Raw genomic sequence first — 14,173 nt, forward strand, 5'->3', positions numbered from 1 at the left:
TTGGAATAGTGGAACATGGAAGCAACACTGGGCATCATCTTATCGGTACTTTCGGCAACTGCCACAGCCATCTGGACAGTTTGGACTTGGAGCGAGCAACAAGAGGAGGAAAAGACGCAGAAACGAAATCAGATTGCCGCTCTGTATATTAATCCCTTCCTGTTCGCCGCTCACGAATTGCAAGTCCGACTTGACGGCATCCTCAATCAGCAAGAGTTGGAATTTTTTAAACGGGAATATCCTGAAGCCGATGAAATCGGTTCTCCCGAAGCCTTAGAACTACTCTATGTCCTGGTGAAATTCTTTGGCTGGTACTGGTACGTCTATCGATACGGTCCCTACACTAGGGACAAGAAAGCGATCGAACTGATTAGCAAAATTATCAGGACTTTTGCCAACCGCGAGGACTTTGTTGGAGACGCTTTCTATTTTTCCTTCTCAGAGCAGAGATCTCTGGGGCAGACATTCGTGAAAGTCTTTGGGCAAGCTGAATCGATCTACCCTGAGTTGGAAGCTATCTCCCTCTATCAATTTGCCGCGGATCTGAGGGACGACATCCAAAAAGATCGCCCTATGTATCAGAATGTCATCAAAACGATCCAGGTCATAGACAGCGCCGAGCGGGTTGAGGAGCTAGAAGGATGCGATCGCCTAATCGCCGTACACAATGACTTGATCGACCTGCTTAGTTATCTAGAAGCCCAAGAAGGCTTCTGTATCTCGCCCAAGGTACGCCAGAAAATTCAATGGACTGCAAGCCTTCCCACAGATACCGAAATCATCCATGCTATTGCGGGGCGGGTACGGCTGCGGATTCCTCGCCTGCGTCAAGATCTGTCCTACGCCGAGCGGCTGCGCCAGCGCCTTCAGTCCCTAGCTGGCGTGCAAGAAATCCAAATCAATCCAGATGCTGCTTCAGTGGTGATTAGCTATGCACCCACCCTCTCAGAGGCAACATTTCAACAGGGACTTTTTCAAGCCATTGCCCAGTCAGGATCAGTAAATTAGACCTCTTCTAAAAATCAAAAATTGTTGTTAGGGTTAGGCTTCGGCCGTGAACTTAGCGTTCCACAAAAGCTCACGCCGAAGTCCGAACGGAGTCGGTGGTCAGAAGAATTAAGAATAAATAATAATCCAAATAAATAGGGCGGTTCCTCTATTCATCTGACACAGGCAACTCCTGAAAGGTTTTTAGATTTATTCAGCAGACCCCCATTATTCAAGAAGGATTGGTACTAACACTAAATTGCTTGAGTATAGGCTACACATCAGGGGAGGAAAAAGGCAAAGGGGAGAATAAATAATCATTTTTTAGTGGATTCAGTATAATTTAGCTATTTTTAGCCAAAAACCAGAGCATCAATAAAATAATAGCGATCGCCAGTCCGCTAAAAACAGTGTTTTTATGCTGCTCCAACTGCATGGGTGGGGGGGATTCTTCTTTTTTCTGTTTATTTGTCCCCTTTTTAAATTGCGGTGCGCTATCGGGAAGTTTATCTAAATCGGGAATCTTCGTCATCCACTCATCTGGGCGTTTGAGACGGGGAGCTTCGATAATATAAAGTAAACGCTTGGCCTGTTCGCGAATTTGATAGATAGGATGGGTAATAAGTTGCCTACAGATTTCACTAGCTTTCTCCCCCTCTCCTAACCCCTGATGGGCAGAAATCAACCAAATTTGAATCTCACCCCCTGCTCGAGATCCTAAGGAAATTAAGTCTAAAGCCGCATTTAATTGCTGGATACTAAGGCGATATTGTCCACGCTCAAAGGCACTGATTCCAGCTTGATAAAGGTCTTGAAAAGAAGGATTTTCGGCCACGGAGTCAAGATCAAGATAAATGAAATTTTGAACAAGTATAGCAAGAGTTGAGTTCTCCGTCGATTGAAACGCGACGAATTATCAGCACTTGCCCCCCTCTTAGGTTGAGATTCCATTGCTTCACATCTAAGTACCTAAGCAAAATTAATTACACATATCTAACCCCCTCTTGCCTTTTGCCTCTTGCCTTTTGCCTATCTTTACTAGGAAATTAATTTTGCACGACTACTTACTAGCTGTCATACTAAATCCGTTGAGTACAGGCTAGTTATGAGGAGAGGCTTCGGCCGTGAGCTCAGCGTTCGACAAAAGCTCACGCCGAAGTCCGAACGGCAAAAGGCAAAGGGGAATAAATAATCAGTTTTTAATAACCAGATTTAGTATCACTAGCGCTCAAAAATCAGTGGTGGCAGTCAAAAGCCGCCCACGGGACCTGGTATGACTGATCACTGAAAAGCTCCCCACCTCCGCTATGGAGAATGGGAATCTAGACCAAAATCCGCTACACTTACTGCTAAACCTGTTCAGGCTGCACGGCATGAAAGAGAGGAACTCCTTGTTACTAACTATATTAGTGACCGCCACTCTACTAATTAGTTTAGTTTTGGGGATTGTGTTTGACAAAAAAGCCGCTTTATTAGGAATTTTGGCAGTTCCCGCCATGGTGGCTTCTTTTATCCATCCCCGTCTGGGATTATTAGCCCTAATCATCTATCTTCCCCTAAGTAGTACCGTCGCTTTTGCTGTGGCGAGAGTTTTTCAAGTAAAGGGCAACCTAATTGCTGAAGAGCCATCCTATGCTCTCTACAAAATCGCCAAGGATGCCTTTTATTTCCCAGCTTTAGCGGCAATTTTAATTAAAACCAAAACTTTTAAGCAATTATACCCCCAAATCAAGTCTTTTTTCATCACGGCTTTAATTTTACTTGTCAGCAGCTTGATAACTTTTCTGTTTGTCAATCTGCCCGAAGGAGCCACTGCTGTGGGAATTGTGGGATTAAAAACCCTCCTCAGTTATATTCCCCTAGTTCTCTGTGGCTACTATTTAATCGAGCAAAAACGGGATTTATTCGCAGTTAATCGGCTTTTAATCGTGATGATCTTAGTCTGTTGCGGTTTAGCTCTCGTTCAATACTTATTACTTCTACAGGGTATCTGTCCCGATAATGAATTCCTCAATCAACTCGAAGTTTTTGCCCCGAAGTCCGACGGCCGATTTTATCCAGATATTACCAAAAAAGCTACCTTGAAAGCTCAATGTTTTGTCGGCGGTTCGGTGTTGTATAATCCCGATCAAGGCTTAATTCGTCTCCCTGGCACATTTTCTGATCCTTGGCAATGGGGTTGGTTTTTAGTATCTAGTAGCGTCATCAGTTACGCAGCCAGTTTTAGTGATCCGCAAAAAAGATGGCGCATCGCTGGTTGGATAGCAATGGTGTTAGTCTTCCTTGCGACTCTGGTTTCTGGACAAAGATTGCCTTTTTTGCTAGTACCTTTGTTTTACTTAGTTCTGGTTATTGCTACTAGTAAAAGTAAACAAAAGTTACCATTAAAATTGGGAATCTTGGGAATGATTTCCCTGCTCGGGGTGACGTTAATTCCCTTTATTCAGGAAAGAGGACTAAATTTTATCGGTCGCTGGCAATACTCCTCTCCAATTGACTTTGTAGTCAATCAAATGCAGTGGATCTTCAACCATATACAGCTTTTCGGTTTTGGTTTAGGCACAGCCACCAGTGGCGCTCGTCATGTAGCGGGAGAAGAAGAGATAAGACTAATTGAAACCTACTACGCTAAACTCCTCTACGAAACCGGTATCGTCGGTTTTATCGCTTTTATGGCACTGGTGACAATTCTCTGTATTCTCACATTTAAAGCCTATTTAAAAGTAAAAAATGCTGATTTAAAGCACTGGGGTCTGTGTATCTGGATTTTCCTGTTTTTTATTAGCTACAATCCCTACTATTATCCTCTCTCCGTCGAGCCAGTTTCTGTTTACTATTGGTTATTCGCCGGACTATTACTAAAACTGCCAGAAATTAGTGAGAAATTGGAAGATGAGGAGAGAGTTACCGAGAAAAATGAAGTGGAGAAGTAAGAGGACTTTTATCGATAATTACATTATCGCTCGATTGATAGGGGTTAACCACAATGACAGCAGAAACCCTTATCTATTCCCTCGAATCTTTCCTTAGGGAAATTAAAGATAGTATTAAAAGTGTTGCTCGAAAGCTAGACACTTTTAATAAAGATGTGGACCGTATTAAGTAGAAAATTCCCCTTTTCTTTTCACCGATTACTGATTACTGATTACTGATTGCTAGGTTTAAACTAGGTGAGGATAGCTAACCTAACCTAGAAAATTTTTAGGAAGCTAAGGCTAACTCGACTATTTGTTGTAGTTCCCCATTTTGATAGAGTTCGATCATAATGTCGGAACCGCCAATAAATTCACCGTTGATATAGACTTGGGGAATAGTCGGCCAATTGGAATACTCCTTAACTCCTTGTCTTAACTCCCCATCTTCCAGAATATCGACAGTTTCATAGGAAACCCCCAGAATATTGAGAATTTGTATGACGTTATTGGAGAAACCACACTGAGGCATTAATTTATTGCCCTTCATGAACACAAGAACTTTGTTATTCTGGATTAATTGATCGATTCTGGCCTTAGTTTCGGGTGTCATAGGTCTAGTAGCTAGAATTTGAGCAAGAATAGCCAATCCTGAGAGATGGCATATTCTATTAGTTTAGCACAAGCCGTTGGGATAGCCTTAAAAAGGAAGGTCTTCGTCCTCCTCCAAACTATCTAAAATTTCGTTAACATCAGGTCTCCCGCGCACGATAGTCATATTTTCCAGAGACTTATTAACTTTAGTTTCTGCGGCCGAATTTTCTGGCAGCGAATAACCCATATTGACCAGTTCACCATCAAAAGATTTTGCTAACTTTTGAGCGGCTGCCAAAATTTCGCTAACATCGACATCTTGATCTAATGTCTCTAAAGATGAATCAAAATTTAAGATTTTTTGAGGTAGTTCTGTACTAGGAGTTTTGGGGTTTCCTGACGCGGTGATTTTTGCTTCTTTTTTCTCGATAATTGCTTCTTTGACCGGGGGAATATTCACCACAGTCACAACTTTATTTTCGGGGGTTATTGGTGGGGTTGCTGCGGTTTCAGGTGGTGGTAGTATCTTAGCTGCTGGGGATTGGGAAACTTCCGCAGTTATGGCAGCAGTAGCGGAACCTACCTGTAAATGAACTTTAATCCGGCGCTGAAAAGCTGCCTCGAAAGCTGACTCAATATTAGTCAATCGTAGCCGGGCCATTTTTAATAATTGTTCCGAAGATATACTTAAATAAGCGCTCGATTCTTCCATGCTAAAAAGACTACCGTGCTGACGTAGGAGAGTGCGAGTAGTGGGGGGTTCCATTACTTCTAAAACCTGCTGCCAAATTTGTTCGTGATTGTCATCACTGGTAACAGTTTTAACCTCAGTTTGCGGCACTGCGACGCTAGTTGTCGGGGTGATAACTGCTGGTTTGATCGGTTCATTAACCGGCGCCGGCACTGTGATCACTTCCGGGGGCCTCTCGGCGCTGGTTTGGGGACGGGAAGGCGCTACCGTGGCAACTAGCGGAATCACCTGTGCTTGCGGTAACAGTCCTAATAGAGTAACTTCTAACCAGAGACGGGGTTGAGTGGTGTTTTTTAGTTGTGTTTCGCTGTCTTTGAGCAGTTGTTGACCGCGGAGAATTTCCTCTAAAGACCAAGTACGCGCTTCCGTACATAATTCCTGCCAAGTGGGAGCAGTGACAGCCACCATTTCTGGACGATTAGGGGCGGTTTTGGCTAAAAGTAGGTTTAAATAGAACCCCGCTAGATTTTGCAAGACGATTAAAGGTTCCTTCCCGCGATTCATCAGATGGCGACATTGTTCGATAACTTGATCGGGAATATTGCCATGAATGACTTTAAGCAGGGTTAAGAGGTCTCTTTCGGGGACTGCACCGACCAAATCCCAGACTCGCTCGGCCGTAATCGTTCCTGCGAGTAAACTTAATTGATCAAGAAGACTTTCGGCATCGCGTAAACCACCGTTAGCGATCTGAGCCACAAGGGTTAATGCTTCTAGGTTAATATCGATCGCTTCTATTTGGGCGATTTTTTGCAGGTGTACCACCATCGCATCGAGAGCAATACGGCGATAATCAAAGCGTTGACAACGGGAGATGATGGTAGGCAAGACACGCTGAGGATCAGTGGTAGCAAGCACGAAAATCACTCGATCTGGCGGTTCTTCTAGAGTTTTCAGCAAAGCATTAAAGGCCGCCGTACTGAGCATATGGCAGTTATGAACTAATAACCCATTGGCAACAAAATTATGATTGTCCTCCACTTCTAGGTCATAGACGCTTTCTGTGTCACCTTCTTGAATCCCTATCACTTCCTCGAAATTTGTCAGCCATTGAGGGGATTTTATGATACTAGGCCTGTATTGCACCGCAGCCACATTGACAGGGGATAGAATCTGATCGCCGATTTTGAGATTTTTTGCTTGTATCCATGCTTTTTCTGTTCTAATCAAATGATTACCAGTGCAATTAATCGTCCGATTTCTGGTTTGAATGGTTAAAGTTGCTTTTGCGCCTCGGTTTAGCCATCGCAGGACTTTTTTATATTCCCACTCTCCGCTGCTCTCGTTGTAACTGAGAACTCGTTTTCCGAGAATCTCAGGATGATTAATGGGGATTAATCCCGTTTCGGTGAAAACAAGGCTATCCCCAGTCAGGCATTCATCGATGACATAGACTTTATAACGACATTGGACGGGGGCAAATTGCGATCGCTCGATAATTTCCCGAATGTTATCCACACCGGTATTACTAGCGGCATCAATTTCGATCACGTCTAAAGCGGAACCATTGGCGATCGCTTGACAGACAGAACACTTCCCGCAGGGAATCGGTGTCGGATGGTCACTAGACAGACAGTTGAGGGATTTGGCTAAAATTCGCGCCGAGGAGGTTTTCCCCGTGCCTCTGGGTCCAGTAAATAGGTATGCAGGAGCGATTCGCTCACTGATTAAGGCATTACTCAGGGTAGTGGCGATCGCTGATTGTCCCACCAAATCGGCAAAGGTTTGGGGACGATACTTATGATGTAGAGGTTCGTAGGTCATGACTGGCTGAAAACTTTTTCCCCACCCTAGAGACTACTATTATCCTATGCCGATTCTTTTTCGGCACGAGAACAAGTGTATGCTTTTTATCTAGCCAGTTGTAATGCGCGATTTGCATCACGAAAATGGCAATTTAGCTAGGGCCTGTAATAAATTGTATTAATAACTACAATTTGGCCGAGAAAATCTGCGGACTATCTTAGTATGCCCAAAGATAGCGCCACCAATCAGACCCACTGCTTATGACTGAATCTACAAAAACCCAATGTCCTTACTGTGGAGTAGGTTGTGGTTTGACAGTCACCCCCCCCGCGTCGGCCGGACAAGCAGCGAAAGTCTTTGGGGACAAGTCCCACCCCTCCAGTCAAGGTATGATCTGTGTTAAAGGGGCCACTGTAGCGGAATCAATCGATAAAAATCGCATCAAAAACCCGATGATCCGAGATTCTCTCCAAGAGCAATTTCGTCCTTGTACTTGGGAAGAGGCATTCGATCGCATCGTTAACCGTATCCAAACTCTAATCGCTCAGGGGGAAAAGGAAAGTATCTGTCTATACGGTTCGGGACAATTTCACACCGAAGATTACTACATCGCCCAAAAACTGGTCAAGGGTTGTCTGGGAGTCAATAACTTTGATGCTAATTCCCGTCTTTGTATGTCCTCGGCCGTGGCCGCTTACGTTGACAGTTTCGGAGCCGACGGTCCCCCCTGCTGTTACGATGACCTAGAATTAACCGATTGTGCCTTTCTGGTGGGGACAAATACGGCCGAATGTCACCCCATCATCTTTAACCGTCTGCACAAGTATCTCAAACGTAACAAAGAAGCGAAATTAATCGTCGTTGATCCCCGCAGTACCAAAACCGCCGAGGCCGCTAATCTCCACCTCGCCATTAACCCGGGGACCGATATTGACCTATTTAACGGTATTGCTCACCTGTTACTGGGTTGGGGGGCGATCGATACCTATTTTATCGATAAATGCACCGGGGATTTCCCCAAATACGCCGAAATTATCCGCCATTATCCCCCGGAAATAGTCGCCCCTAAATGCGGTATCCCCATCGAGGATTTAGAACAGGCTGCCCGCTACTGGGCCGAATCAAAAAGAGTGCTTTCTCTTTGGTCGATGGGTATAAATCAATCCAGCGAAGGCACGGCCAAAGCCCGCACTTTAATCAATTTACACCTAATGACGGCTAATATCGGTAAACCGGGGGCTGGTCCTTTTTCCCTAACCGGACAACCCAACGCCATGGGAGGAAGGGAAGCCGGCGGACTCTGCCATCTTCTCCCCGGTTATCGTTCCGTCAAAAATCCCCAACACCGGGCCGAAGTGGAACAAGCTTGGGGTTTACCTGCTGGTCGGATTTCTCCGGTCCCCGGTCGCGATGCTTGGAGTATGATTACTGGTTTGGAGACGGGAGATGTCAAACTTCTCTGGATTGCCGCCACTAATCCGGCCGTTAGTATGCCTGATCTAGAACGCACCAAGGCGGCCCTGTTAAAATCACCTTTTACTATCTATCAGGATGCCTACTATCCCACAGAAACCAGCGCCTATGCTCATTTATTGCTGCCAGCGGCCCAATGGGGCGAAAAAACGGGAACAATGACCAATTCTGAGCGTATGGTGACGTTAAATAAAGCTTTTCGTCCTCCCGTCGGTCAAGCTAGGGCCGACTGGCAAATTTTTGCCGAAGTTGGTCGCCGTTTGGGTTTTCAGGCACAATTTAATTTTCAGGATTCGGCCGAGGTACATTCCGAGTTTATCCGCTTGACCTATAAACGTCCTTGTGATATGACGGCGATTAATTATGAGCGCCTGGCCGAGACTCCCCGACCGTGGCCTGATTCCATCGATGAAATTTCCGCCCCTAAAACCGCTAATTCCGGGGAATTACTGGGTAATTTAGTTAAAGATGACGATAAAAGCCCAAAAACAGCCGCAAAACGCCTTTATACCGATGGTAAATTTAATACTGCTGATGGTCGTGCTGTTTTCGCTGCCTACCACAGTAAAGGTCTAGCGGAACCCCCGGACGATGATTATCCCCTAGTGTTGACCGTGGGGCGTTTGTACGGTCACTGGCACACCCAAACTCGCACCGGCCGCATCGAGAAAATTGTCAAAATGCACCCAGCACCTTTTATAGAAATTCATCCCCAAGATGCGGCAAAATTGGGCATAGAAGCTGGGGAATGGGTGGAGGTGCGTTCTCGTCGCGGTTCTGCCCGTTTTCCCGCTTTAATTACCAAAGCAATTGCTCCTAATTGTGTCTTTGTGCCGATGCACTGGGGGGCCCTATGGGCAGAAAATTCTGAGGCCAATAGTCTCACCCATCCGGCCGCTTGTCCGATTTCCCTGCAACCGGAATTAAAAGCTTGTGCTGTCAAATTAATCCCGTTGAAGTCTTTAGTTAATGCCGAATTATCTCTCGGTCAATTTCTGGCAACTCCCTAATCAAATTTGGCTTTCCCTTTAGTTATTGTTACTTTTGTTATACTAAATCCGTTGAGTAACGCACAGAAAACGGGTTTCTCGGAGAAACCCGTTTTCTACTCAAAAAGGGGAATAAATAATCAGTCTTTAATAACCAGATTTAGTATTATGGCAATTTTCCAAAATCTGATAGGTAGTTTGTGTTTAAAGAATTCCCATTAAGCCAAGACACATTTTAACCGCCTATCCTTAGATTAGCTGAATGCACTTCTTGCATAATTTTTTATGGTATATTCGGGGAATACTTTTCTTTCGATTTTTAGATGGAAGTCGAAAACTGGTATCATCTACATCGCTGCTGTCAGCCTGCTGTTGAATGTCTTGTTCGTCCCGCTGCCAGTCGGTAGCCCCTCTCGAATCACCTCACCATGACGACAACAACCCTGATTCCCGCACCAGTTCAAGCGGCAGAAAATTCCCCAGCACCCCCTGAGTGGGTAGATTGGCAAGTCGCCCATCAAATTCCAGGACGGCTGCGAATTCGCATTCCCCGCCTCAATTGGGATAACGAATTTGCCAGACGCTTACAGCGATCGCTGCTGAGAACCACTGCCATCAGCGAGAGCCGCATCAATGCCGCAGCCTGCTCCCTGATTGTCTCCTACCGGGCGGAAGTGTTGTCAGCAAAGGCCATCCTAGATTACTTGCAAGCGGCCATCCCAGCAGCCGGCCGGGAAAGAGAGCTAGAGCCAAGGGAGAAAGTCGGGGCTAGAAATCAGGGGACTTGGCCAACTTTAGGGCTGCCAGCCTTAACTCTAGCTGTGGCGATCGCTGCTGCCCCCCTAGAACTGCCCTTCTCGATTGTGGGGGGAATTGTCCTTGCGGCTTCAATTCCTATCTGGCAGAGGGTTGGCCAAGCCCTCACCCAGCAGGGACAAGTGACAATAGACTGCCTCGATGCCCTCTGGTTGAGCTACCAACTGCTTCAAGGTAACAACATTGCCGGCGCACTCGCCCTCAATCTGGCAGCAGTGGGAGAGAGCCTGCGTCAGAGCAAGCTCCAACAGTTAGAAGACGAGCTATACCTGCTGTTCGAGCAAGAAGATGCAGAAATCCACTGGCTCTCTGACCGGCAGCGGTTCGCTCCCGTTCCCGAGGCAGATCGAGAAGGGTGGCTAGATTCCGTCGAAAAAACCGAACTACTCCAGAACCTCAAACCCGTCGCCCAAGGTGCAATCCTACCCACTTTGTTCCTGAGTGGCACTTGGGCAATGCTGACGGGAGACTTGGGGCGGGCGAGTGCGCTGTTACCCCTTGACATCGGGGTTTCTCTGCGGGGCGTTACTCCCTTGGCAGTGGTTTCGTCCCTGACGGCGGCAGCGCGACAAGGCGTTTATATCCGCAATGCTAGGGTACTGGAAAAGCTGGCTCAGGTGGATACTCTGGTCTTTACTCGCGAAAGTTTCCCAGACTTGATTACCCCGGAGCTGCTGGTGAGTTGGGGCATCCCTTCCGAGTGCATCCACTTCGCCAACGATGCGGCTGCTGTTGAGGGCTTCCAAGAACAGTTGCGCCGCCAAGGTAAGCGGGTGGCTTGGATAACCGACAGTGGTAGTGATTGCTTGGCTGCCCAGGAGGATCAGGTGGTCATTTCTCTAGGGAGAGGGGATTTGGAAGCGGCCGCAGATGTCATCTTGCACAGCCAAGATCTCCAGCCCCTTGGCTACACCTTTGCCCTGGCGCGGCATACCCTTGCCACTGCCTACGGGAGTTTGGCGATCGCATCTCTGCCGAACCTGTTAGCGGTGGCAGTCGGGGCATTTTGGGGACTCAACCCAGTGGCAGCCGCCGCAATCAACGGCAGTTCAGCCATCCTCGCAGAACTGAACAGCCTGCGCTCCCTGAAAACTAACCCTTTAGAAAACGGGTTTCTCGGAGAAACCCGTTTTCTGTGCGTTACTCACTAAGAGTAAGGAGACCAGGGACCGATGACGGTTTCTCCTCGCTTCTCTTTTTCTGCTAATTCTAGGTTTAAGGTTAATAGTTTCTCTAAGATGTCGTCGTCAGCTTGGAAGTGATATGCTTCCATTACTAGCTTGTCTAATTTCTGATGGAGTTGATACAGTTGGCTGCTAGGTTCGTTAAAGAATTGGTTATATAGTTTAGTGATTCCCCATTGTTTTTTCTCCATCTGTTGGCTGCGGTATTCGTGTAATTCCCCGGCGGTTTGACGGATTTTTTCGACAAGTTCCCGTGAAGGTTTCTGGGGAAAAGGGAAGGTTTCAAAACAGGTTGTATTAGTATAGCGAGTTCTGTCTTCAAGAGTTGAACTTTGAGCTTTTACCCAGAGGCGATGTATTTTTGAGTTAAGAATTCCTAGAATGTAGAAATCATCGGAGGCTATCACCATATTTGCTTCACAGGGAAGTATGGACACATCAACTGGAGAAAAAACAATATATTTAGCGATTTTGGGGATGGCAAAATAGCAAGATAATTTAGATATAGCTTGTCTCATTTTTGGTGCATATTCACCAAATCGCCACCAATGTTTTTTTCTGGAATCGCGACGATTTTTATCTCTTTCAGGTTTAACGGCTATTCTAACTCTTTCAAAGGGGGATTGATAATTTGTAGCTTCTTCTATATTCATGCCTTGAAAATCAATTACCCAATCCAGTTCTTCCCAAGGATAAATCAAGTTTTTACCATCAATCATCGGTTTTAAAACTTCTTGATTTTTAGGATCTTCTAATATCCATTGATCCACTTGTTTCTTCGTGACAATAAAACCTTTTCCTCTTAAACCACAAGATTCAAAAGAAAAGTTTTTATTGACATTCAATTTTGTAGCATTATCTACTGATATTTCAGATTTCAATGCAGTAGATAATAAATTAACTGACAAATTATCTAGAAATAATTCTTTTGGTCTTTCTTTACTCCAATTAACAATACTAACATGAACATTAGCTTCACCAGACCAAGGCTGAGTTGAAATCGCTTCATGTATAAATCCACCTTGCTTAACCACATAATCTAAGCTTGCTTTTCTCCCAGAAACTTGTGATATTGAATTAGTACCAACTAAACCGGCTCTTCCTAATTCTCCAAGATTTTCCGCAGCTTTTCTAAACCAAAAAACACAAAAATCAGGTTGTCCTTGAACATCAGGAAATTTTTGATAAATTTGTTCTGCATACTCATCTCCTAGTTCTGTCCTTAACTTTTTACCTCCTAAAAATGGAGGATTACCGATAATTGCGTCCGCTTTTTGCCAATCGGTAAACAAAGCATCAGCACAGATAATATTACTATCCAAAGTATCCAAAGGTAAAGAAGCTTCCGTCAAATTAAACCTATCAATCGCCACCTTTCTGGCAATCATTAAAGTCACCCGCGCCAACTCTACAGCAAAAGGATTAATATCCATTCCATAAAACTGTTTAGGCGTAACAAAACTAATCTGTAACTGGTCACTAGCAGAACGACGACGGTTAGCAATCTTTTCAATTAATAACTGTTCAATGCGCTTTAATTCTTGATAGGCGACATAGAGAAAATTACCCGAGCCGCAAGCCGGATCTAATACCTTATACTGCTGTAATTCTAACTGAAGTGTATTTAACTCGCCAATCGTCCCAGCTTGCTCAATTTTCTCCTCCCAGTAACGGCTAATAGTTGGGCGAACAATTTTCATAATATCCGCTTCTGAGGTAAAGTGCATTCCGTAGGTATGACGTTCTTCAGCATTAGCTGTCCCTTCAAAAATATTACCAAAAATTGCTGGACGAATCTTACTCCAATCCTGACGCGCCGCCACATCCAGAAACTCTAATTCTTTATTAGTTAATTCAATCGGATGAATTTTGCTAAACAGTCCCCCATTAAAATAATCCACTCCCTGATACTTACCAGCAGGAGTAATTCCGGGTTGGTTCATCTGTTGAAATAATCCCCCCAAGACATCATAGGAATTGCCACCATTTAGACACTCTTGTACACAAGAAATAAATAAATCTCTCGGTAACAATCCTCGATCCTCAGCAAACATTGCTAATACACACTGTAAAATAAATCGCTGGGCCGTCAATTCATCAAAACCGCTTTTATGACCGCGTTTTTTTAATAGTTGAAACAACTCACCCATCCGTCGCGCCGCTGTTTCTGTAATCTCGACTTGATTATTCTGAAAGATAGGGGTACGATTCCCTACTTCCATAAAATTGAACGCACTCACCCGATTTTTCAAATCGTTGAGATTGACTCGATCTACCGGTTCATCTATTTGAAGATCAAAATCAAAAATCCAGAACTGATCAAAATTACATAATAAGACATAGCGAGGGCGATTGGGAACTAATCGACTCCAGTATTCAAAAGCTTGGGGATAGTGTTTACTTAAATCTTCTCCTCGCTTTTTCATTTCAATTAAAACACGAGGTTTCCAAACTAAATCAGCAAATCCGGTTTTACCTTTCTTGCTACCTTTAGTAATCGCCTCCTCATAGGTTGCACCCGCTTCTAACGCACCTTTATGACCAAAAGCTCGAAAGAAACGGTCTAGGAAAATCTGAGCTTCTTTCCTTTCTTTGCCAGTAATATGCTGTTGACAAAAATCAATAAATTCCTGTAAGCTTTCAAGGGTAGTAGTCATCTTTTGCCTTTCCATTGGAGTAGGGTGGGCGTTGTAGTGCGATCACCATCTTACACAATAATTC

The 14,173-nt window shown here is 44.9% G+C and carries 8 protein-coding genes; 4 read left to right on the top strand and 4 right to left on the bottom strand.

The window, feature by feature from the left end; all coding sequences use genetic code 11:
* Nucleotides 1-15 precede the first annotated feature (15 nt).
* Nucleotides 16-1,008, top strand: coding sequence for an HMA2 domain-containing protein (locus ACE3JL_RS09880; RefSeq protein WP_271991108.1), 993 nt, complete (start codon nucleotides 16-18; stop codon nucleotides 1,006-1,008).
* Between the two features lie 322 nt (nucleotides 1,009-1,330).
* On the opposite strand, the gene ACE3JL_RS09885 is transcribed toward ACE3JL_RS09880, so the two are convergent.
* On the bottom strand, nucleotides 1,331-1,822 hold the full coding sequence (locus ACE3JL_RS09885) for a hypothetical protein (protein ID WP_271991106.1): 492 nt from the start codon (nucleotides 1,820-1,822) through the stop codon (nucleotides 1,331-1,333).
* Nucleotides 1,823-2,360: 538 nt separating this feature from the next.
* Between ACE3JL_RS09885 and ACE3JL_RS09890 the strand changes: the two genes are divergently transcribed.
* Nucleotides 2,361-3,920 (top strand): hypothetical protein, encoded by a 1,560-nt coding sequence (locus ACE3JL_RS09890; protein WP_375329378.1) that lies wholly within the window; start codon nucleotides 2,361-2,363, stop codon nucleotides 3,918-3,920.
* Between the two features lie 268 nt (nucleotides 3,921-4,188).
* On the opposite strand, the gene grxD is transcribed toward ACE3JL_RS09890, so the two are convergent.
* Together grxD and dnaX are read right to left on the bottom strand one after the other, a co-directional pair.
* Complete coding sequence (grxD, locus tag ACE3JL_RS09895) at nucleotides 4,189-4,512, bottom strand: Grx4 family monothiol glutaredoxin (protein ID WP_271991102.1); 324 nt, start codon at nucleotides 4,510-4,512, stop codon at nucleotides 4,189-4,191.
* An 87-nt stretch (nucleotides 4,513-4,599) separates the two neighbouring features.
* Nucleotides 4,600-7,008, bottom strand: coding sequence for a DNA polymerase III subunit gamma/tau (gene dnaX / locus ACE3JL_RS09900; protein WP_375329379.1), 2,409 nt, complete (start codon nucleotides 7,006-7,008; stop codon nucleotides 4,600-4,602).
* Nucleotides 7,009-7,250: 242 nt separating this feature from the next.
* Between dnaX and ACE3JL_RS09905 the strand changes: the two genes are divergently transcribed.
* Entirely contained in the window at nucleotides 7,251-9,473 is a 2,223-nt protein-coding gene (locus ACE3JL_RS09905) for a molybdopterin oxidoreductase family protein (RefSeq protein WP_375329380.1), read from the top strand.
* Between the two features lie 407 nt (nucleotides 9,474-9,880).
* On the top strand, nucleotides 9,881-11,419 hold the full coding sequence (locus ACE3JL_RS09910; RefSeq protein ID WP_375329381.1) for an HMA2 domain-containing protein: 1,539 nt from the start codon (nucleotides 9,881-9,883) through the stop codon (nucleotides 11,417-11,419).
* Here the strand turns inward: ACE3JL_RS09910 and ACE3JL_RS09915 are convergent.
* Nucleotides 11,416-14,109 (bottom strand): DNA methyltransferase, encoded by a 2,694-nt coding sequence (locus ACE3JL_RS09915; RefSeq protein WP_375329382.1) that lies wholly within the window; start codon nucleotides 14,107-14,109, stop codon nucleotides 11,416-11,418. The two genes, ACE3JL_RS09910 and ACE3JL_RS09915, sit on opposite strands and share 4 nt — an antisense overlap.
* Nucleotides 14,110-14,173 lie beyond the last annotated feature (64 nt).

The organism is Microcystis sp. BLCC-F210, assembly GCF_042134685.1.
Taxonomy (GTDB): domain Bacteria; phylum Cyanobacteriota; class Cyanobacteriia; order Cyanobacteriales; family Microcystaceae; genus Microcystis; species Microcystis aeruginosa_D.